This is a genomic window from Terrabacter sp. 2RAF25 (assembly GCF_052115265.1).
GTDB lineage: Bacteria > Actinomycetota > Actinomycetes > Actinomycetales > Dermatophilaceae > Terrabacter.
Genome location: NZ_JBFRGJ010000008.1, coordinates 219,766 through 241,221, shown reverse-complemented (window position 1 = coordinate 241,221; position 21,456 = coordinate 219,766). Strand labels below are relative to the sequence as shown.

The following is a 21,456-nucleotide window of genomic DNA, read 5'->3' as shown; positions in this document are numbered from 1 at the left end:
ACGTTCACTCCGGCGTCTCGGGGGGCGCCTCCACCAGGAACGTGCGCATCGGTCCCTTGCCCTTGACGTCGACGATGCCGCGTCGCCTGACGGAGAAGTGGGGCGCGATGGCATGGGCGACCGCTTCGGTCACGTGGATCTGTCCGGGCAGCCCGTGCGACTCCATCCGGCTCGCCGTGTTGACCGTGTCGCCCCACAGGTCGTAGATGAACTTGCGCCGACCGATGACGCCGGCGACCGCTGGTCCGGTCGCGATGCCGATGCGCACCTGGAGCCAGGCGGCGCCCTGCTGCTGCGCCAGACGCCAGATGTCCTCGCGCATGCTCAGCGCCACCCTCACGATGGCGACGAGGTGGTCGGGGCGTCGGTCGGGCGGGCCCCCCGCGACCATGTAGGCATCTCCGATCGTCTTGATCTTCTCGACCCCCTCGCGGTCGACGACCCGGTCGAATGCCGTGAAGATGCGGTCGAGCACGGTGACGAGATCCTCGGGCTCCATCAGCTGCGTCTGCTCGGTGAACCCGACCAGGTCGGCGAACAGCACCGACACGTCGTCGTAGTGCTCGGCGATGACGCCGGCCCCCGCCTTGAGGCGTTGGGCGATGGCCTCGGGGAGGACGTTGAGGAGCAGATGCTCCGACCTCTCCTGCTCGATCTCCAAGGCCTGCCGGACGCGCTCGCGTTGCTCCACGAAGTAGCCCAGCATCAGGTACGCGCAGGTCGTCATGCCCCCGACGTTGAGGACGAAGAAGGCGGTGATCAGACCGCCGGGCAGCTCGGGCGGTGCCTGGGAGATCCGTGAGTCGAAGACGGCGAGCAGGGCCACCTCCACGACGTAGGCGAGCAGCCACGGCACCGAACGTCGCAGCCCTGCCAGCGCCAACGCCGCGAGCGGCACGACGAGGGCCCAGAGCACGATGCCGCTCGACGCCACCAGCCCGCCCAGCGAGACCTGCAAGAGGCCCGGGAGCACCAGGAAGAGGACGAACTGGACCCGGCGGAACCGTGCGAAGTCGTGGGTTCGGGCCAGGATGAGCAGACCGACGACGGTCACGACCTGATACGTGGCCGAGATGGCGGCCGAGCGGACCAGGCCGTAGGCGAGGTAGATCCCGACCCACACGGTCGAGACGACGGCGATCAGGAGCGAGGCGAGGATCAAGGTGCCCTGGCGCAGGCTCTCGTCCTCGGTGAGGCCCGCGGCTCCGATGCGCGACATCCGCTCGATGACGCGCACGATGTCCGGACGACGCGGACGACGCGGACGACGCGGACGACCCAGAGCCGCGAGGACACCTGCCCCCATGCTGCCGATGGTACGCACTTCCGCAGGACGTGCTGGCACTCATTCCGCTCACGCCGTGACGTGGCTCCGGATCCGGTGGGCGCGGCAGCCCGGCGGGGCTACGGACGTCAGCCGCTGCCGAAGGTCGCGCCGAGCTTGTCCGTGATGCCTGTGCCGGCGCGGTGCGTGAACGTGGTGCCGTCGGGCAGCTGCACCTTCCACTCGGAGGCGTTGGGAATCACCCCGTGCCCGGTGAAGCGGCACCCGGCTCCGACCGCGTTTCCCGCCGCGTCGGTGTGCGGTCCGAGGTAGATGAATGCCGTCACCGCCGTGTCCACCGTGACCGTGGCCGTCACTCGAGTCATGGACGCGCTGCGCCCGTAGGCGGGCTCGGTCGGGGTGAAGCGGACCACGCTCCCGAGTCCCAGGCCGAGCCGGTTGCCGGGGCGATGGATGGTCAGTGGGCATGCCCGGGAGGTTCCGGCCACCATTGCACGAACATCGTCCTCGGGCAGCTCCCCGCCCACCTTGAGATCGAGGGACATCGTCGTGGTCAACGGTGCCGGTCGGCGCGACGTCGGTGGAGCCGCACACGGGTCACACGATGGCGGCGAGGGCCGCACGGCGCACCCCGCCGCGGAGGCCGCGGCAGCCGCGACCCAGAGTGCGAGCCCGCCTGTAGCAGCCCAGCGCCACCGTGACCCTCCCATGAGGAGCAGCGTGCCCGGACTGCCCGTGCGGGACCGCAGGGTCCGGGACAAGTGAGATGAGACCGTGACATTCCGGGTGGCGCCTTCTTCCTCGGCCCGATGCCGGGTCGGGAGCAGAACGGCCCGGCCCTCCAGTTCGCTCCCTCCCAACTCCCTGCAGTTACCGGGACAGCGCGACGTCGGCAGGATCGACGTTGTCGCCGAGTAACGCTGAGGCGTCGAAGCCAACGATTCGACGACGCCAGCCGCTGAGTCTCCGGGCGGCTCGGTAGGTACTGGGCGCGCCACTCCGCCGCGGGTTCGTGCCAACAGCGGCATAGAACGCTGGCGCGTCGAAGTCGCCCTCGAAGCCGAAAAGGAAACGCCAGCCCGAGCACCGGGAAGTGACGCAACCCCTGCGTGGGCTTGATCCGGTTCGCGGAGTGACGCGCACCGGGCGCCCTCCCCGGCATGTGGGGACGGATGCGCAAGCGACGGACCGTCGTCGCTCCGCGTTGCCACGTCCGCTCCTCGTGTCACGATGCGAGCCATGACCCTTGATGACGAGGCTCCAGAGGTCCGGCCCAGCACAGAACCCGCAATGGCCCCCGGCTACAACGTGTGGTTCGGGCTGCAGCACGTGACAGCGCTCGGCTTTCGCCACTCGGGGCGGCGGGAGCAGTGCCGAAAGTGCAACCCCCGCGCGACAGAGTTGGCTCTGCCAGGGCGCTCCGGTGCGGACGCCTTGGACCTGGTGAAGTGTCGTAAGGGCTTCCGCCGTTCGTTGAGCAGATGGATGGCGCTGCCCACACAGGCCCATCCACACAGATGGGACGAGACATGACCGCGTACCTCATCGCCTTCAACGGCGAGTGGTTGCCTGCCCTCACCGACGAGGATGTCAGCGAAGCCTCCAAGCGCGTCAGCGCACTGAGAGCAGAGATGAAGGCTGCGGGAGTGCTCATCTTCATGGGTGGACTCGACGACGCCAGCGCGGTCTTCCGCGTCGACGCGTCGAGCGGCACCCTCCTGTTCACCGATGGCCCGTACGTCGAGACGAAGGAGCACCTCGGCGGCTTCGCGGTCGTGGATGTGGCCGACGAGGACGCGGCGCGCTGTGGGCAGGAAGGATCGCGGTGGCCTGCGGTTGGCCGCAGGAGGTGCGGCGTTTCCAGATTCCAGCGTCCCGGCTGCAGACTTCTTGACGAAGTGGCCGGCGCCTCGCTCGCGCCCGCACGTCTGCACGATCGATCGCGGGCTGGCCCGACCCGAACGTCCGGATTCGCCGCCGGTCGCCCGATGATCTCGTCGGTGCCGGGAGTGATGGTCGCCCCATTGGCCACACCTTCACCAGCTGAAGCCCGGGATACTTCGACGGCATACCGGTCACGACCGCGGGACTCGGCTCCTCACCCGGGGGCGGATCTCACTTGGGTGATGGCTGCCGCTGTTCCGAACCAAACCCGCGCCGAACCTGCTCCGACGTAGCCGCCGGTGCCCACGGGCGCGGCGAACGTGCAGACGACCACTGGGGTGCCTTCGCTGGCTGAACTGCATTCACCGACGTTCTGGACCGCCCCGCCGACCTCCTCGTGGGTCCAGACGTCCATCACGATCTCCAGGCCTGCCAAGTCGCACGGGGCAAGCCGTCCCAGGTCAGAAGCCTTGACCGGTCCGGTCGTGGGACAGACCACTGAACCGGACGTCGACCCCGGCGCGGCACCCGTGGACGACCCACATCCCGCGACAGCCGCAGCCAGCAAGACGCTGAGAACCGCTCCACCGAGCCGTGGATTCACGGTTGGCTCCTCTCAGTACTTTCGACCTTTGCGGCAGGCGACGCGTCTGCGCCGGGCAGTGATCAGACGACCATTCCCGTTCAGCCCTCCAGCGCACAGCGCACCACTGAACCGGAACTGGCACATGGCTTGCCTTGGAGACACAGTGCCGACGCAGATCGTTGCTTGCTGGTGCGTGGACGTCCTCGAGGGGCTGGACGGATGAGCGCTATCGGACGTCCTGGGCACAATCGACCGACCACGCAAGACCCCTTCGGCAACGTCCGACTCTCGGCACGACGATCGGCGGCATGAGATTGCATGCGCGGACCGTGTCGTCGGGGCCGATGGGACCTGAAATCCACCGCCCTCATGGTCGGACGACCTCCGACGAGTGGCAGCATCGAGCCTCCGAGGGCCGATACTGAAGGCGTGAGTCCAACTGTGATGGGTGTGCTCTCAGCAGTCTTGGTCGTTGGGGCGGTCAGCCTTTGGGTGCTCGAGGACGCTCGTGCGCAAATGGAGCACAATCGACCCGTCGTCGCGACCATAGGTGAGCTCACGATTGACAGGCCACAAGTGTGGGCGGCCCTTTGCCTATTGGCCGTAGTGCTCTTCTTGCCGCTCTACCTCGTGGCTCGAAGCGCCTAGTAGCCCGACGTGCCGCAAGACAGCACCCGTCGTGTTCACGACCGTCGAGCGGCAAGAGAGGAAGTCCGCGCGCTCGATTCGCCCTCGGGTCCGCCGTTTCAATCTCGAGGCCGCTTCGCCAGCCAAACGGCGAAATCGCGAACCAGGGTTGCCAAGACGCCCTCCGCGTCTGGCGGATTGGGATTGCGCCGGTGAGGTAGGTCCGCCAAGAGAGCGCGCCCTGTGTCGTCTGCAATGACCGCCAGATCGTCGACGCGTAGAAGCCATCGAAGGCGCGACTCCTTGATCCGTGTTGACCACCCGAAGGCGCAGTGCCTCTCGAACGCCGACCGTTCCTCGTCGGTAGCAGCCGGGCCATCGAGATACCCCCACCTGCCGGCTTCTGGCCACTGGCGGTCGCGTCTGTACGCCTCGGCCAGGAGTGCGCGTACTTCTCTGTTGTGTGGATAGGTCGTGACGAGTCCCTTGAGCCGGTCACGTGCCTTTCGCACGTCTCCTTGCGCTAGGTCCAGCTTTGCTTGAGAGTCGAGTCCAGCAGAGTGGTGTACGACGAGGTGACTGGCCCGGGCATCGACAGAGGTGCGGTCACCGCGTGATTCTTCGAGAGATCTCCTACAACCCACTCGAAGAGAAAGTCACTGCGATGACCGCACGCTCCAGTATCGAGGACCCAGCCGGGTTCCTGCACGAGCACTTGTCCCAGGCGAGCCCGGATCTGTTGCGCGAGCTGATGGAAGGTTTTGTCAACACGTTGTTGTCCGCGGATGCGGACCGGGTGTGCGGCGCGCCGCGTACGGCACACGCGACCCCGACCGTGTCACCGCGCGCAACGGCTACCGCCACCGTGACCTCGACACGCGTGTCGGTACTTTGGATGTGGCCGTGCCCAAGCTGCGCGAGGGCGCCTACTTCCCGGACTGGTTGCTGCAGCGCCGACGCCGCGCGGAGGCAGCGCTGACCTCGGTGGTCGCCACCTGCTACCTGCTCGGGGTCAGCACCCGCCGGATGGACAAGCTGGTCCAGTCGCTCGGGATCACCGGACTGTCCAAGTCGCAGGTGTCGGTGATGGCCCGTGACCTCGACCAGCTGGTCGCAGACTTCAGGGACCGACCCCTGGACACCGGCCCGTACACGTTCGTGGCCGCCGACGCGTTGACGATGAAGGTCCGTGAGGGCGGCCGCGTCGTCAAGATCGCCGTCATGGTCGCCACCGGCGTCAACGCCGACGGCTACCGCGAGATCCTCGGCGTCGCAGCCTCTTCCGCCGAGTCCGGCGCCGGCTGGAACTCCTTCTTCAAGGACCTGGTGGCCCGCGGCCTGAACGGGGTCGCGCTGGTCACCTCCGACGCGCACGCCGGGCTCGTCGAGGCGATCGGGGCGAACCTGCCCGACGCGTCCTGGCAGCGCTGCCGCACCCACTACACCGTCAACCTCATGGCCGTGTGCCCGACGCACGCCTGGGGCGGGGTCAAGGCGATGCTGCACTCGGTCTTCGAACAGGTCGACCCCGACGCCGTGCACGCCCAGTACGACAAGCTGCTCGACCACACCGCGACCCTGCCCGAGGTCCAGGCCCACCTCGACGCCGCCCGCGAAGAGGTTCTCGCGTTCACCCCGTTCCCGAACGGGCTGTGGCGCCAGATCTGGAGCAACAACCCGAACGAGCGCCTCAACCGCGAGATCCGCCGACGCACCGACGTCGTGGGCATCTTTCCCGATCGGGCCTCGGTGATCCGGCTCGTCGGGGCCGTGCTGGCCGAGCAGAACGACGACTGGGCCGACGGCCGCCGCTACCTCGGCCTAGAGATCCTCACCAAGGCCAGGCTCACCATCGTTCCCACTACCAGCACCGACCAGCAGCAGGAGCCCACCACGACAACCGCCCTCAGCGCCTAAACAACCTTCAACGACGGATCACCGTCGTACACCACTCCTCGGGGCTTGACCTTGCTTGAGTCAGCCCGTCCATGTGGCACAGAATGCCTTCTTGGCGTCAGCAAGCACGGTCGACTTGCGGCATGACCGCGGCTGCCGCAGCCCGCCGGCCCGCCGGCCCACGAGGCGGAACGGCCCGGCCCCCTTGGGGGCCGGGCCGTTCCACTAGTGGGATGTCGTTCTGACCGATCTGGTGAAACTACTGACCAAAGAAATGTCAGTCGTGACCGAGCCCTGCGTTGTCAATGGCCAAGCTGAAGTCCCCGCTGGTGGCCAACTAGAAGTCCCCACTCCTCGCGGTTGTTTCAGTTCGTGGTGGGGCGCCCTCCTGTCCGGGTTCTGGCCTCGCGCACGCGGTAGGACTGGCCGCTGGTGACCACGGTGGTGGCGTGGTGCAGGAGCCGGTCCAGGAGGCTGACGGCGGTGGTGTGTTCGGGTAGGAACCGGCCCCAGTCCTCGAAGGACCAGTGCGAGGCGATCCCGAGGGCTCGGCGTTCGTAGGCGGCGGCGACGAGCCGGAACAGCAGCTGGGCGCCGGTGTCGTCCAGGGGTGCGAAGCCGACCTCGTCGACCAGGAGCAGGTCGTGCCGGAGCAGGGCTTCGATGGTCTTGCCGACGGTGTTGTCCGCGAGGCCCCGATAGAGGGTTTCGATGAGGTCGGCCGCGGTGAGGTACTTGACCTTGTGGCCGGCGGTGACGGCGGCGTGTCCGAGCGCGATCAGGGTGTGGGACTTGCCGGTGCCGGCGGGGCCGATGAGGGCGAGGTTCTCCTTCGCGGCGATCCACTCGAGGCTGGTGAGGTACGCCCAGGTCGGGGCTGGGATGGAGGAGGCGGTCAGGTCGAACTCCTCGATGGTCTTCAGGACGGGGAACCCGGCGGCTTTGAGCCGGGCTCGCTGGTTGGAGGCGTCGCGGGCGGCGACCTCGGCCTCGATGAGGGTGCGCAGGACCTCCTCGGGGGCCCAGCGTTGGGTCTTCGCGGTGAGCAGCAGCTCGGGTGCGAGCTCGCGGATCGTGGCCAGCTTGAGTCGGCGCAGGCCCGCGGTCAGGTCGGCCGGTAGCGGCGGCGGGGTCTTGACGCTCATGAGGACACCGCCTCACCGGCATCCGCGGTACCCGACTGGCACGAATCCGTTTTCTCACCAACGTGATTCGTGTTCGCTCGGGTAGGGGCGTACTCGGTCAGGGACCGGCCGGGCGACACGGGCAGGTCGATCACGAGGGCGTCCCCGGCCCCGACCGGCTGCTGGGTGCCCGCTCCGGCGGCGAGGATGGACCGCACGTCGGCGGCGCGCCACCGGCGGAACGCGACGGCCCGCTCGAGGGCCGCCACGAACACCTGGTCACCGTGCGCGGCGGCGAGAGTGTTCAGCTCGGCCAGCTCCGGCCCGAGGCGGGTGTGCCCGGCCGCGCAGGCGCCGGCGATGAACGCCTCCGCGACCGGACCCAGCGCGCAGAAGGCTTTCTCCGCAACAGTTCTCGGTCGGATCGCGCGCCGCGGCGCGGGCCTGGGGCCGCCGTAGTGCTCGTCGAGGATGGAGGCCTCCCCGGGACCGACGAGGGCGTGCTCGGCGTGCACGAGCCCGGTGGCCGCATCGAAGATGACCAGCCTCGACCCGGTCACCTCGACCGCGACGTTGGTTCCGACGAGCGCGTTCGGGACGGAGTAGCGGGCCGACCCGATCCGGATCGTGCCGAGCTTGTCGACCTTCCGGACGGTCGGCGCGGGGCCGATCGAGGGTCGGAGCGACGGCAGGTCGGTGAGCAGCTCCCGCTCGGTGACCCACCGCTGGGCCGGGACGGCCGCGACCTCGCTGTGGACGGCCGTGTTGACCTCCTCGCACCACGCCCGGGCCTGCTCGTTCGCGCCGGCCAGCTCGCCGAGCACCGCCGCTCCGGCCGCCGCGTCCAGGCCGCCGGCCTGAAGCAGCAGCGGGGTGAGGAAGTCGTCCTTGCCGTACCCGACGAGGGCCTCGACGATGCCTTTGGACTCCGGGTCCGCGGCCTCGCAGAAGTCCGGCCGGAACCGGTAGTGGGTCGCGAACCGGACGTAATCGGCTGTCGGGACAACACGATTCGCGACCACACCACCCTTGAGGCAGCCCATCCGGTCCGCGAGCACGACCTTCGGCACCCCGCCCAGGACCTCGAAACACTCCGCCAGCAACGCCAACGTCGTGGCCGCCTTCTCATCCGCAGCGAGGCGCACGAACCGCCACCTCGACCACGCCAGGACCGCACAGAACACGTGGACACCGGCGATCACCCCCCAGTCGATGACCAGGTGCTCACCCGGTGACCACACCGCCGGACGCCGCCACCGGCCATGATCACGACGCCACGCCTGCTTCTCCTGCGCCACCAGACGCCGGAAGTTGCGGTCCGAGCCGGCATACCCCGCCGCACGAGCCTTCGGCAGCAGCCGCTTCGCGCTGATCCGCCCCTTCGTGGCCCCCACGGCCTGCGCGACCAGATCACGGACCGCCTCGAAGTTCGCCGGACGCGGCTGCCGGCCCGGCCGCTGACCGTCGGCCTCCTCACGCTCGATGACCCGCTTCACGGTCTTGTGCGTGGTCCCGCAGATCGCTGCGGCCCCACGGTAAGTGCCCGCCTGCTGGTAGGCCGAGATGATGTTCATTCGTTCCCTCGCAGACATCACAATGGAGCCCTCCTGGGCGGTGAACGTGGCTGGCTAGACACCGCCACCTCACCGCCCAGGGCTTCACGCTCCGGGTCGACACGACGAGCGAGGAATGGGGACTTCTACTCGGCCGCCACCGGGGACCTCCACCTGGCCACCAGTGGGGACTTTTTCATGGCCACGGACATGCGTGACCATTCCTGACCGATGCCATCAGCTGTCATCGGTCAAACGATGTCCGTCCGACGGTCACGATGACATTGGGGTGACGTGCTCGATCATGCGCGTCAGCTCTGCCAGCAGACCTTCACACCGGGGCTGAGGACGCGGCAGCCTGCGCGTCCACGAAGGCCTGCACCACGTCTTTCGAGAGGCGTCCGCGGACCCCGACCTCGAGACCGTTTGCTCGGGCCCAGGATCGAACGTGCGCCGGGTTCGGTGCTGCTGGGCCTGGGCCGCCAACCGAGGGCACAACGACCGGCGCGCCGATCGACCCCTCAGCGGCCGCCAGCGCCTCATCGGGCTGCCGAGGCGAGCACGGACGGGCGCTGCCCCACGTCCTCGACAGCGGCGGCTGCAGGTAGGTCAGCATGACCGCGTAGACGTCGGGGTGAACGACGCGAGTACCCAGCTCCGCGGCCCTTCGCGCCTTGCCGCCATTCATTGAGCCGTCGGTGACTAGGAGCGCGACCTTGGCAGACAACGACCCCAGCACCCGAACGCCGAGCCGCTCGGACTGTTCCTCCAAGCGGGTTCTCACCGCCTCGTCACACCCGGTGAAGACGACCTTGTCCCCCACCCGAACGGGCGCACCGTGCTGCCACGTCTCGGGCAGCGGCTTGAGTCCTTCGCTGAGCCGCGCGTGCCGTGCATCCTCAGCTCGATCCAGCAGCGTCGGGATGACCTTGGGACTGACGCCCAGCAGGTTCGCGACGGTCGTCAGTTCCTCGCGTTCGGCCCTGCTGACCCTGCCGTCAGCGAGGGCCTCGTTCGCGAGGGCCAGGACGAACGCCTGGTTGGCCACGGCAACCTCGGCGGGCGACAGAGACATAGAAGTCGTGACGGCAGCAAGATCCGCGGCCTCTTCTCCGGTGATCTCACCGTCTTCGAGCACCTCGGCCAGCTTCTCGAGATAGGCCAGTGCCCCCTCCGGCGCGCCCTCATCGAGCGCGTCCACGAGAGAAAAGCGCCCGATCAGCGCCAACAGGCTGGCGGCTGGTGTCGCCGTCGACTGAACCGCGATCACGTGCCGCGCCCGCGGGCTCAAAGCCCTGCTCTGGCGCGGGCCAGACTCTACGGCCGGCCCCAGCGAAAGTCCGGCTCGCGTTGGCCACTCGATCGAGAACGCCTGCTCGAGCATCCTCGTGTGCTCCGGCAGCGGCGGGTACCCGGTCGTGGGATGCATGAAGGCCGCAAGGAGCGAGGCTGTCGCTCTCGCGTCACCCAAGGCCGAGTGAGCGCCGTCCACGCGAGCGCCGACCGCCCAGCAGCAGTCGGCCAGACGACGCCGGTCAAGCGTCGGCAAGTGGTAGGCGGACGCCTCCAACGTGCACAGCGCCGGCACGAAGGGCAGATTCCAACCCGCCCTGCGGTACTCGTGACGCAGGAACGCCAGGTCGAACCTCGCGTTGTGCGCCGCGACCGCGGACTTCGAGAGGCGTCGATTCAGCTCCGGGAGCACCTCGGCGAAGACAGGTGCGTCTGCAACGTCATCCTGCGTAAGTCCATGGATGTGCGTCGCGCCGATCGGCCCCTGGGGATTCACCCGCGTCGACCACTCCTCCAGCATGCGACCACGTGCATCGGTCGTCACCACCGCGATCTCGACGACTCGGTGTTCGTCCGCACGTAGCCCCGTGGTCTCTACATCCACCACCGCGAACCGCGGGAGCTCCCAGAAGTTCCCAGGGGAGGCGCCGGACGCCTCGCCGTTCGGCAGATGCGATGGCGTCGTTGCCGCTCCTTGCCGGCGCAGCAGTCGTCTGAAGAAACCCACTCTCGCTCCCCTGTCCTGTCCGATTTGACCCAAGGGGATGATGCCAGCGACTCCCTCCACGAACAGCGAAACGCAGCGCGTGCCCCAAGCATCTGCAGCAACGAGCCTGCTGATGATGGCAAGGAGTGGCCGGCGGGACCGTGGCGAGTCGGCGTCAGCACGGAGTCCGGGAATCCTGGCGGCGCGTCAGGTGAGGCCACGCCGCGAACGGGCTGCGCACAACCTTCGGCATCGGCCGCCCGTCCCAGTTCGGCGAGCTTGGCGTCGCCGCGGCCGTGCGGTCACGAGTCGAAACTGGGCTGACTGCTGGCCTTTCGCGACGTCATCGTGAGCATTCGGTTTTGCGAGCTCCCGTTGGTGCAGCCACTTCCAGGTCTAGGTACGACGACTCAAGTTTGCGTTTTCGATCGAAATCGCCCATACCGCCGCTACGTTTCGCATCATCGCTGGTTCGCTGACAGGGGAAAAGATGCGACGCGGATGGCTGTTGGCAGTGTGCTCGACGTTGGTGTCGGCACTGGTGTTCCCGGTCGCGTCAGCGACCGCCGAGGGGAAAGAGACGCCACCTGCGGCGCCTGACCCGTGCACGGACTTCATGGCCTACCAGGTGGACGCGGCCGGCTACTTCAACGCGGGCGTCGGCACCAACGCCGCGTGCGAGCTGCAGCCGGGCGCGTGGGACCTGATGTACCGGTGGCCGTACGGGCCCGGCACGTCGTTCACCACCGTCAAGTCGGGCAGCAACACGTACGTCCTCGGGCAGGACGTCACCCCGATCCGTTCGACCGACCCGGTCGCCGGCAGCTCGGACACATTCTCCGAACGGGAGTACCTGCTGCCGTCCGGGCTGCGCGTCACCCAGAAGCTGTCGATCGACGCGGGCTTCACCCCGAACCGGCTCGACACGCTCAAGATGAGCTACACGATCGCGAACCCGACCGGTGAGCCGGTGCCGGCCGAGCTGCGGATCATGCTCGACACCGAGCTCAACAACAACGACGGCGCCCCGTTCCAGGTGCCCGGCGCGGGCCCGGTCACGACCGAGCGGGAGTTCACCGGCCCGGAAGTGCCCGACTACTTCGCCGCGTTCGCCGACTTCCAGGACCTCGAGCACATCGGCGCCGGCCTGCTCAAGGTGCCCGGAGAGATCGCCCCGAACCGGGTCGTGTTCGGCACGTGGCCGAACCTGCGCGGGAACGCCTGGGAGGTCACGACGGACCCGACCCGAGCCATCACGATGGACAGCGCGGTCGCCACGTACTTCCGCCCGCCGACCAACGGTGCCGCGATCCCGCCGGGGAAATCGGTGACCTTCACGACCCGGTACGGGCGCGCCGCCACCAGCTCGGACCTGCGGCCCCCGCTGAGCGTGACGCTGCTCGCGCCCGCCCAGGCCTCGCTCGGCGTTCCGTTCCAGGTGAGCACGTACGTCACGAACGTCGGCACCGGCCCGGCGACCCGCGGCTTCACCCGGCTGTACGTGCCGTCCGGGTTCACCGTCTCCGGCCCGACCTTGGTGCCGTTGCGGGAACCCCTCGACAAGAACGACACCCAGCAGGTGACGTGGACGGTGACACCCGTGGACGCGTCCCTCGTCGGGACGCAGCCGATCTCGGTGACGACGGGCGCTGAGAACGCGGCCGAGAAGATCGTGACCCGCAACATCGACGTCACCTCCAACGGCAAGCCGGTCACGACGTACCCGCTGCTCGGCGCTCACGGGATCACCGGTCAGGCCGCGGACATGACGTTCGCGCTCGACACGGCCTTCGCCACCATCCCCGGCCTGGTCCGAGACAGCGTGCCCACCGGCGCCATCAGCAGCGTATGGACCAACGGGCAGACGATCATCGACTTCACGCGCAACAGCCTGCTGCGACGGTCGGGGGCGCCGAAGGCGAACGTCATCGCGCACTCCAAGGGCGGGCTGGACACGCAGGTGGCGATGTGGAACCACCCGGAGCTGTTCGACTCCCTCGCGATGCTCGCCACCCCGAACGGGGGCTCCGGCTCGGCCGACAAGCTGTGCTTCATCCGGCGCCTGCCCTGGGGCGACCAGGCGCAGGCAGACATGGGTCTTTGCGACAGTGAGGCCGACGGCCTGTTCGACCTGCAGACCGGCTACATGCGCGACTTCTTCAACCAGATCGTGCGCGACCACCCGGAGCACCTCAAGGTCGTCGTCGCAGGAGACTGCAGCGGTTCGGGAGTCAGCTACGCCGGGTGCAACAGCATGAACGCCCTCGCCGGGTGCAAGGCGGACCCGACGAGAAACCAGGGGTCCAAGCCGGGGGACAAGGTCGTCTGCATCGAGAGCGCGTTCGCGCGCACCACCGCCTCCGGCGGCGGCCTCGCGCACGCCCTCTCACCGATCTTCGCTCTCGACCACACCAGCATGCGGTCCGACGAGTGTCCGGTCACCAGAGTGCTCGCCGAGGTCTACCCGCTCGACAGCGTCAACAACATGTGGCTGACCGGCGGCTCGTGCGGGGCCCGGAGCCCTTCGCTCGCAGCCTCCTGGAGCACCAGCACGAGCGCGAGTGCTACGACGTCCGGCTCGAGCGGAGGCGGCGACTTCTTCGGCACCGCCGGCTCGGCTGACCAGGTGCCGCAGGTCGCGGTCGGCACCCCGACGGCCCCGGCCGTGTTCACGGTCAACCCGGAGGGCGGCGACCGGGCCCAGGCGACCGTCGTGCTGCCGGCCGGCGTGACCGGCACCGTCAGCGTTCTCGACGCTGCCGGCGCCCCGGACACCGCCGCCACGGTCACCCCGGTGGACCTCCTCGGGGACACCGGCTACCAGGTCAGCATGACCGGCCTCGCGGGCAAGAGCCGTCTCGTGCGGGTCACCCCCGCCGTTTCCGCACAGGTCGGGCTGCTCAGCACCGTCATCGCCGGGTCGACCACGGCCAGCGCGACGATCACGCCCGGCGCGGCCGGGGCGGCCACGCAGCTGGCCGTCAAGGTTCCGGGGATCAGCTCCGCGGCGGCCAAGGCCGGCACGGTCACCGCCGCCTGGCGGGACGGGGCCGCCCGGCGCACCGCGACGCTGACGTACGACACGGCGGCGGACCTGTTCCGGGGCTCGTTCGTCCCGCCGGCCGGGGCGTACGTCCCGGTCGACATCAGTGTGAACGTCGACGGGCGCTCCCGGATGCTGACCACCGGGCTCGTCGTCGCGGACGGGACCGGCTCGTTCACCGGTGTCGGCGCCACCGCGCTGGTCGACACCAGTGGCGACGGGAAGCCGGACGTGTTCCGCATCCCCGTGCAGGTCAACGTCGCCTCCGCCGGGACGTACCAGGTGGCGGCGGACCTGGCCACCGGCGCCGGGATGGTGCTCAGCGCCGGCGGCAGCGCGCAGCTGCCCGCGGGGGCCGGTGTCGTCACCCTGGACGTGCCCGTCCGTGAGCTGCTGCTCACCGGCGTCGACGGCCCGTTCGACGTCACCTCGGCCGTGCTGACCGAAGGTGGCGGCACCCGTCGCATCGTGGCGCAGAAGGCCAAGGTCGGCACGACCGGCCCGTTCCAGGTCGCGCAGGTGGCGACGGCGCAGGTGACCCTCGGGCAGCCGACGGCGGCCAGCGTCGACAGCAACCGCGACGGGCGCTTCGACACCCTGCGGTTCGCCGGCGGCGTGTCCGTCCCCGCGGCCGGGGACTACCTGGTCACGGCCAAGCTGCTCTCACCGACGGGCCTGGTCATCGGGACGTTCGACCAGACCGTCTCGCTGCCGGCTGGACGGCCCGGGTACACCATCGACTTCCCGGGTGAGCTCGTCGGCGCGAACGGCTCCGGCCGGTACTCGCTGGCCGGGCTGACCGTGACCGAGGTGGACAACCCGCGCAACACCGACCGGGTCCACACGGTGCAGACGGGGCTGCTCGATGCGGCGCAGTGGGTTGGCGGCACGCCGAACGTGACGACGCTGCAGCAGATGTGGAAGGCAGCCCAGGACACCGGGGCCGTCTCCCCGTTCGGGCTGTACGTGTCCGAGTCGAACCGGCTCGAGCGGGTTGCTCGCGCCATCACCGGCGGTGACGCGGCGACCGCGCGCACGCAGCTGGACACGTTCATCGCGCACGTCGGCAACGGTGGCGGGGTCGAGGCGGACTGGCGGTCCCGGCTCACCGGGTACGCGAGCACGCTGCGGGCATCGCTGTGACCGCCGGGGACGGTGGTCTCCCATGAAGAGGTTCCTCCGGGGGGACACTGGAGGCATGACGCGTGGAGGCGGCAGGCGGCTCGTGGCGGCGGCAGCCGTCACGGCCGTCGCCGTGGCCGCACTGGCCGCGTGCAGCACCGAGGCCGCCGACCAGAAGGTCATCGACCGGCTCTCGAAGCTCGACGTGCTGACCGTTCCTGCGGGCGCGACCGAGCTGTCCCGCAGCAGCGTGAAGGGCGGCGGCAACAACGCCATTCGCACATCGTCGACGGTCACGCTCGTGTACGCGACCCCGCAGACGCCGACGGAGGTCGGACAGCACTTCCACGCCCGTTTCGACGCGGCCTGGCACTTCCACGACAACGGCGCCGTCGACCTCGGCGGTTGGCGCGCAAGTGGTCGCCCAGGCCCGGACCCGAACGCGGACCCGGCCACCGCCGCCGAGGTGGTGGCGCGGCCCGTCACACCGACGGACAAGGCGCCGGCGGGTAGCCAGTCCGTGGTGACAGTGACCGTGTCGGCCACCCGGCCGGCCTGAGCGGTGAACCTACTTGCAGTCGACCGCTCGTGGCGGCGGTAGCCGTCACGAGCCACCGCCTTGGCCGGGCTCGCCGCGTGCAGCACGAACCGACCAGAAGGTCACCGATAGGCTCTCGAGGTTGGACGCGGGGCATTGGTGGCTGCGCGAGCGGCTACTCGAGATCGCCGACCGCAGCGACGTCGATCGAGGGACGGGTCGCCGACCCCCTTGGAGGGAGCGTCACAAGCTCCGACAACACGGGCGCGTCTCTAAAACCGGCAAGGCCCGCCTGGCTGACCCTGAAGGACCGACCGCCGTCAGCTGGCTGTTCCGGACAAGGAGTCGCGCGCGTACTGGCGGAAGGTCAGGGACAGTCGCGGCCCGGCGTCGGCTTGTCGGTTGATGGCGTGCTGGAACTCGGACTGTGTGGCGCCAGCCATCACTAGCAGGTCACCTGCCGAGAGGTCGACTGCGTGGACGGTGCGGCCCCGGGCCGGGGCGCTTGAACCGCATCCGGCGAGTGCCCCCGAAGGACACGCTCACCACGACCGGGTCCACGCCGAGCGCCGGCTCGTCGTCCGCGTGCCACCCGATGGAATCCGTGGCACCGCGGCGGTAGAGATTCGCTATCAGGCCGTTGGGCTGCCACCCGCCGGCGACCGTACACACCGCCTCGGCAACGGCGTCACGAACCGTGCTCGCCGTGGTTGTCCACGGCGCATCCGGGTTGGCGCGCCGGTAGCGGCTGGCGGGGTCCATCGACCGGCCGGCCACCGCGGTGAGCCGCGGCTGCGGGACCGTCTTGCCGTAGGGGCGGATGTGCTCCTGCCGCAGGGGCAGCTCTCTCAGCAGCTGCTGCATCGTCCTGTCCGGGGTCGGCCACCAGCCGGGATAGTGCAGGAGCCAGCTGCGGGCGCTGAGCGCCGCGATCGCGGCCTCCACGTCGCTGCTCTGGCTCACATGCCACCCCCTGTTCCGAAAAGCATCCCGTTGCTCCCGGCCGTGGCACAGACGGCACTTCCGAGACACACCGACCGCAGACCGACCTTGTGGGGTGCTCACCCGCTCCCCCTACGAAGGCCGGCCTGGCCCCTGTGGAGGGACCAGGCCGGCGTCGTTACTGCTCAGGGAATGTCATCTGACGAATCTGATGACATTGCTGACCAAAGGAATGTCACACGTGACCGAGCCCCTCATGACATTCCTTGACCGATGACATCAGCTGCAACCGCTGGTGCTTCCGCAGCCCTCGCAGACGTAGCACGAGCCGGCCGGACGCATCTTCGTGCCGCAGGTCATGCAGATCGGCGCGTCGGCGGTGATTCCACCGAACTTCTCGAGCAGCTCGGCCGAGCTGTGGACGTCGCTCGACGCTGCGCGGGCCGAGGCGGCGCCGGCCCCGAACTTCACGTCGACCGGCTGGCTCTTCGGGCTGGGCTCCTCAGCCTTCGGCTCGGCCTTCTTGGCGACCGGTGCCGACTGCTGCAGCGACTTCAGCTCGTCCGCCAGCTCCTCGTCGGACTCGTCCGCCTCGATGGCTTCGTACGAGCCGGTCTCGACCTGGCGAGCCCGCTCCTCGGCGGTGTGGATGCCCATGAACGAGCGGGTGTCGAAGTCGAGGTAGTCGAGCGCCAGACGGCGGAAGACGTAGTCCATGATCGACTGCGCCATGCGCACGTCGGGGTCGTCCGTCAGGCCGGCCGGCTCGAAGCGCAGGTTGGTGAACTTCTCGACGAAGGTCTCGAGCGGAACGCCGTACTGCAGGCCGATGGAGACAGCGATCGAGAACGCGTCCATCACGCCGGCCAGGGTCGAGCCCTGCTTGCCGAACTTGAGGAAGATCTCGCCCAGCTGCTTCTCGTCGTAGGTGCCGGCCGTGAGGTAGCCCTCGGCCCCACCGACGGCGAACGACGTCGTCTGCGAGGTGCGGCGCTTGGGCAGGCGGCGACGGACCGGGCGGTACTCGATGACCTTCTCGACCTTGACCTCTGCCGCGGCGGCATCGGCGGCGGCCTTGTTGTCCTTGGCGGTGGAGCCACCGTCGGACAGCGGCTGGCCGACCTTGCAGTTGTCGCGGTAGATCGCGAGCGCCTTGATGCCGAGCTTCCAGCCCTGCATGTAGACGTCCTGGATCTCCTCGACCGTGGCCGTCTCCGGAAGGTTGACCGTCTTGGAGATGGCACCGGAGAGGAACGGCTGCGTCGCGGCCATCATGCGCACGTGGCCCATGGCCGAGATCGAGCGCGCTCCCATCGCGGTGTCGAAGACCTCGTAGTGCTCGGGCTTGAGGCCGGGGGCGTCAATGACGTGGCCCTTGTCCGCGATGTACTCGACGATGGCCTCGATCGACTCCTGCTGGTAGCCGAGCTTCTTGAGGGCCCGCGGGATCGTCAGGTTGACGATCTGCATCGAGCCGCCGCCGACGAGCTTCTTGAACTTGACGAGCGAGAAGTCCGGCTCGATGCCGGTGGTGTCGCAGTCCATCATGAAGCCGATGGTGCCGGTGGGGGCGAGCACCGAGGCCTGGGCGTTGCGGTAGCCGTGCTTCTCACCGAGCTTGACGACGTCGTCCCACGCCTTGGTCGCGAGCGCGTGGACGTCGGAGTCCATCGCGTCGAGCGTCTTGATGTTGTCGTTAGCGGCCTGGTGCTTGCGCATGACCCGCTTGTGCGCGTCGGCGTTCCGGGCGTAGCCGGCGTAGGCGCCGACGACCGAGGCCATCTCGGCGGACCGCTTGTAGGCGGCGCCGGTCAGCAGCGAGGTGATCGAGGCGGCGAGCGCGCGGCCGCCCTCGGAGTCGTAGCCGTGGCCGGTCGCCATGAGCAGCGCGCCCAGGTTGGCGTAACCGATGCCGAGCTGGCGGTAGTTGCGCGTGGTCTCGCCGATGGGCTCGGTCGGGAAGTCGGCGAAGCAGATCGAGATGTCCATGGCCGTGATGACGAGCTCGGCGACCTTCTGGAAGGTCACACCGTCGAAGGTGTCGTCGTCGCGGAGGAACTTCAGCAGGTTGAGCGACGCGAGGTTGCACGAGCTGTTGTCGAGCGACATGTACTCGGAGCACGGGTTGGACGCCGTGATGCGGCCCGTCTCGGGGTTGGTGTGCCAGGCGTTGATCGTGTCGTCGTACTGGATGCCGGGGTCGGCGCACTCCCACGCGGCCTTGGCGATCTTGCCGAAGAGCTCACGGGCGTCGACGGTGTCGATGACCGAGCCGTCGCCGCGCGAGCGCAGGCCGAACTCCGTGCCGTCCTCGACGGCCTTCATGAACTCGTCGTTGACGCGGACCGAGTTGTTGGCGTTCTGGTACTGGACGGAGACGATGTCCTTGCCGCCGAGGTCCATGTCGAAGCCGGCGTCGCGCAGGGCGCGGATCTTGTCCTCCTCGCGCGCCTTGGTCTCGACGAACTCCTCGATGTCGGGGTGGTCGACGTCGAGGACGACCATCTTGGCCGCGCGACGCGTGGCGCCGCCCGACTTGATCGTGCCGGCGGACGCGTCGGCGCCGCGCATGAACGACACCGGGCCGGAGGCCGTTCCACCGGAGGAGAGCAGCTCCTTGGAGGAGCGGATGCGCGAGAGGTTCAGGCCGGCGCCGGAGCCACCCTGGAAGATCTTGCCCTCCTCCTTGTACCAGTTGAGGATCGAGTCCATCGAGTCGTCGACGGCCAGGATGAAGCAGGCGGAGACCTGCTGCGGGCTCTTCGTGCCGACGTTGAACCAGACGGGCGAGTTGAACGAGAAGACCTGGTGCAGCAGCGCGTAGGTCAGCTCGTGCTCGAAGATGTCGGCGTCGGCGGGAGACGAGAAGTAGCCGTTGCTCTTGCCGGCCGCGACGTAGGTCAGCACGACCCGGTCGATGAGCTGCTTGAGCGAGACCTCGCGGGCGGCCGTGCCGACGGCACCGCGGAAGTACTTCGTGGTGACGATGGTGCTCGCGTTGATCGACCAGAAGTCGGGGAACTCGACCCCGCGCTGCTCGAAGATCGTCTCGCCGGTCTTCCAGTTCTGCTGGACGACGTCGCGCTTCTCCCACGTCACCTCGTCGTACGGGTGCACGCCGGGCGTGGTGTAGATGCGCTCGATCTTGACGCCCTTGGCGCTTGCCTTGGAGCGTGAGCTGCGGTTACCGATCTCCGTCATTTCGTGCGGCCTCCCTGACCGATGTGCTGGTGGTTTGAGTCTTGCTGGTGGCACCGACAGTGGTCGGGTCCGGGTGTTCGTCGAGGGTGGTCACCGCTGGGCGTCGAGCTGAGAGGGAGCATGAGGCTCCTCCCCCAGCGCGTCGCGCTCGGCTCGGAGGAGCGCTATGGCTCCCTCGAAGTCCTCGAGGCTCTCCCAGGCCTGGTAGACGCTGGCGAACCTGAGGTAGGCGATCTCGTCGAGCTCACGCAACGGCTCGAGGACGGCCATGCCGACCTCGTGCGCCTCGATCTCGGCGTTTCCCTGCGACCGGATGGTCTCCTCGACCTTCTGGGCGAGGAGGGCCAGGTCGTCCTCGCTGACCGGGCGTCCCTGGCACGACTTGCGCACGCCGGAGAGCACCTTGGCCCGGCTGAACGGCTCGGAGGCGCCCGACCGCTTGATCACGTTGAGGCTCGAGGTCTCGAGCGTCGTGAAGCGGCGGTTGCACTGCGGGCACTGACGCCGTCGCCGGATGCAGGCGCCGTCGTCGGTGGTGCGCGAGTCGATGACCCGCGAGTCGGTGTGGCGGCAGAACGGGCAGTGCACGTCTGGTTACCTTTCCTTCCCCGAGACCCGGTCGTTCAGCGTGGTGCGGCCGCTCCCGTATGCCGTCCGGGTCGGGACCCAACGCAGACCGGTGTTCGTGGGACCGGTCGGGGCTGGGGACAGAACTGGGGATGACGTGGGGATGACCTGTGCGTAACCCCCTTGCGGCTGGGGACTACATGTGGACGTCTTACATCTGTGTAACTACTAGATGTAGGGGTAACTGTAGGCACGCTGTGACCTCGATCGCAAGCGAATCGCGAACGTCCGTCGCGACGTGTCGCTGACCTGCACAAACGTCACACAAGCCTCATCCGCCCCGGCGTGTCGCACCCAGGCCAGGCACCGCGTCTGCGCCGAGGCACCCCAACATCTTGGGGTGCCCAGCATCGCCCACACCAGCATCTGCGGGCACGTCGGCACGCCGGAGCCCCGGATCCCCGGGGCGCCACGGACGAGCGGTCAGCCGGCCACCTCGGTGAGGCGTGCCTCGAGCTGCCGCACCCGCCCGACCAGACCCTTGAGCAGCAGGATCGCCGTGTGCGGGTGCTTGGCGATCAGGTCGTTGAGTGCTGCCTGCGACAGCCGGAAGGCCGTCGCCCCGTCCGGTCCACTCGTGACGGTCGCCGAACGATCGGCGCCGTCGATGAGGGACATCTCGCCGAAGTAGTCGCCCGTCGACAGCTGGGAGGAGCGCCTGCCGTCCACGTCCACCTCGGCCGATCCGTGGATCAGCATGAGCATCCCGCCGCCGGCGTCGCCCTGACGGACCAACGGGACACCGGGCCCCACCTCGACGGTCGAGCCGCGGGCGATCATCTCCTCCACGAGGTCGTCCGGCAGCTCGCAGAAGAGCTCGACGGCGCACAGCGAGTCCTTCAGGCTCATGGGCCCTCCTCACCACAGGTTGCGACCAGAAATCCGCTCTTCAGACGGTAGACCCAGGTGACGGTCGCGTGAGCCGAAACCCCGAAGCGCACGCGATGACGTCGACGGCCTCCGCCTCTCACGCGCGCGACATGACGCAGCAGATCCTTGCCCAGGGCCACCTCGATGACGCAGGCTTCG

General features: G+C 68.7%; 12 protein-coding genes and 2 pseudogenes. 4 read left to right on the top strand and 10 right to left on the bottom strand.

The features are described from left to right. Positions 1-4: 4 nt before the first annotated feature. A complete protein-coding gene (locus AB4091_RS18885) occupies positions 5-1,306 on the bottom strand; it encodes an adenylate/guanylate cyclase domain-containing protein (protein WP_442293845.1) in 1,302 nt (433 codons plus the stop codon). Positions 1,307-1,413: 107 nt separating this feature from the next. Beyond that, the gene (locus tag AB4091_RS18880) at positions 1,414-1,650 is read right to left on the bottom strand and encodes a hypothetical protein (RefSeq protein WP_442293843.1); all 237 of its coding nucleotides are present in this window, start codon (positions 1,648-1,650) and stop codon (positions 1,414-1,416) included. Between the two features lie 1,164 nt (positions 1,651-2,814). On the opposite strand from AB4091_RS18880, the gene AB4091_RS18875 reads away from it, so the two are divergent. Further along, positions 2,815-3,462: a YciI family protein gene (locus tag AB4091_RS18875; RefSeq protein WP_442293841.1), complete on the top strand. Its 648-nt coding sequence runs from the start codon at positions 2,815-2,817 to the stop codon at positions 3,460-3,462. A 1,039-nt stretch (positions 3,463-4,501) separates the two neighbouring features. Here the strand turns inward: AB4091_RS18875 and AB4091_RS18870 are convergent. Continuing rightward, positions 4,502-5,026 (bottom strand): DUF6584 family protein, encoded by a 525-nt coding sequence (locus AB4091_RS18870; RefSeq protein ID WP_442293839.1) that lies wholly within the window; start codon positions 5,024-5,026, stop codon positions 4,502-4,504. A gap of 20 nt (positions 5,027-5,046) precedes the next feature. Between AB4091_RS18870 and AB4091_RS18865 the strand changes: the two are divergent. Beyond that, positions 5,047-6,299, top strand: a pseudogene (locus AB4091_RS18865) (IS256 family transposase). A 344-nt stretch (positions 6,300-6,643) separates the two neighbouring features. Here AB4091_RS18865 and istB read toward each other — a convergent pair. The 3 genes and pseudogenes from istB to AB4091_RS18850 form a co-directional block, all read right to left on the bottom strand. Then, the gene (gene istB / locus AB4091_RS18860) at positions 6,644-7,423 is read right to left on the bottom strand and encodes an IS21-like element helper ATPase IstB (protein WP_442293837.1); all 780 of its coding nucleotides are present in this window, start codon (positions 7,421-7,423) and stop codon (positions 6,644-6,646) included. 89 nt (positions 7,424-7,512) lie between these two features. Next, positions 7,513-8,997, bottom strand: a pseudogene (istA, locus tag AB4091_RS18855) (IS21 family transposase); the annotation flags it as partial. Between the two features lie 289 nt (positions 8,998-9,286). Continuing rightward, a complete protein-coding gene (locus AB4091_RS18850; protein WP_442293835.1) occupies positions 9,287-10,975 on the bottom strand; it encodes an exonuclease domain-containing protein in 1,689 nt (562 codons plus the stop codon). A 595-nt stretch (positions 10,976-11,570) separates the two neighbouring features. Here AB4091_RS18850 and AB4091_RS18845 point away from each other — a divergent pair. After that, positions 11,571-15,140, top strand: coding sequence for a hypothetical protein (locus AB4091_RS18845; protein WP_442293833.1), 3,570 nt, complete (start codon positions 11,571-11,573; stop codon positions 15,138-15,140). A gap of 55 nt (positions 15,141-15,195) precedes the next feature. Then, positions 15,196-15,678 (top strand): hypothetical protein, encoded by a 483-nt coding sequence (locus tag AB4091_RS18840; RefSeq protein ID WP_442293831.1) that lies wholly within the window; start codon positions 15,196-15,198, stop codon positions 15,676-15,678. A 432-nt stretch (positions 15,679-16,110) separates the two neighbouring features. On the opposite strand, the gene AB4091_RS18835 is transcribed toward AB4091_RS18840, so the two are convergent. The 4 genes from AB4091_RS18835 to AB4091_RS18820 all read right to left on the bottom strand — a co-directional run bounded on the left by AB4091_RS18835 (position 16,111) and on the right by AB4091_RS18820 (position 21,276). Continuing rightward, entirely contained in the window at positions 16,111-16,620 is a 510-nt protein-coding gene (locus tag AB4091_RS18835; protein ID WP_442293829.1) for an alpha-ketoglutarate-dependent dioxygenase AlkB, read from the bottom strand. Between the two features lie 258 nt (positions 16,621-16,878). Next, positions 16,879-19,800 (bottom strand): vitamin B12-dependent ribonucleotide reductase, encoded by a 2,922-nt coding sequence (locus tag AB4091_RS18830; RefSeq protein ID WP_442293827.1) that lies wholly within the window; start codon positions 19,798-19,800, stop codon positions 16,879-16,881. Positions 19,801-19,890: 90 nt separating this feature from the next. After that, complete coding sequence (nrdR, locus tag AB4091_RS18825) at positions 19,891-20,388, bottom strand: transcriptional regulator NrdR (RefSeq protein WP_442293825.1); 498 nt, start codon at positions 20,386-20,388, stop codon at positions 19,891-19,893. A 462-nt stretch (positions 20,389-20,850) separates the two neighbouring features. After that, positions 20,851-21,276: a Crp/Fnr family transcriptional regulator gene (locus tag AB4091_RS18820; protein ID WP_442293823.1), complete on the bottom strand. Its 426-nt coding sequence runs from the start codon at positions 21,274-21,276 to the stop codon at positions 20,851-20,853. Between the last annotated feature and the right edge of the window lie 180 nt (positions 21,277-21,456).

What these genes read in the sequence shown, in the direction of transcription:
- AB4091_RS18885 (WP_442293845.1), bottom strand. Translation starts at nt 1,306, where the DNA reads ATGGGGGCAGGTGTCCTCGCGGCTCTGGGTCGTCCGCGTCGTCCGCGT.
- AB4091_RS18880 (WP_442293843.1), bottom strand. Translation starts at nt 1,650, where the DNA reads ATGACTCGAGTGACGGCCACGGTCACGGTGGACACGGCGGTGACGGCA.
- AB4091_RS18875 (WP_442293841.1), top strand. Translation starts at nt 2,815, where the DNA reads ATGACCGCGTACCTCATCGCCTTCAACGGCGAGTGGTTGCCTGCCCTC.
- istB (WP_442293837.1), bottom strand. Translation starts at nt 7,423, where the DNA reads ATGAGCGTCAAGACCCCGCCGCCGCTACCGGCCGACCTGACCGCGGGC.
- AB4091_RS18845 (WP_442293833.1), top strand. Translation starts at nt 11,571, where the DNA reads ATGGCCTACCAGGTGGACGCGGCCGGCTACTTCAACGCGGGCGTCGGC.
- AB4091_RS18840 (WP_442293831.1), top strand. Translation starts at nt 15,196, where the DNA reads ATGACGCGTGGAGGCGGCAGGCGGCTCGTGGCGGCGGCAGCCGTCACG.
- AB4091_RS18830 (WP_442293827.1), bottom strand. Translation starts at nt 19,800, where the DNA reads ATGACGGAGATCGGTAACCGCAGCTCACGCTCCAAGGCAAGCGCCAAG.
- AB4091_RS18820 (WP_442293823.1), bottom strand. Translation starts at nt 21,276, where the DNA reads ATGAGCCTGAAGGACTCGCTGTGCGCCGTCGAGCTCTTCTGCGAGCTG.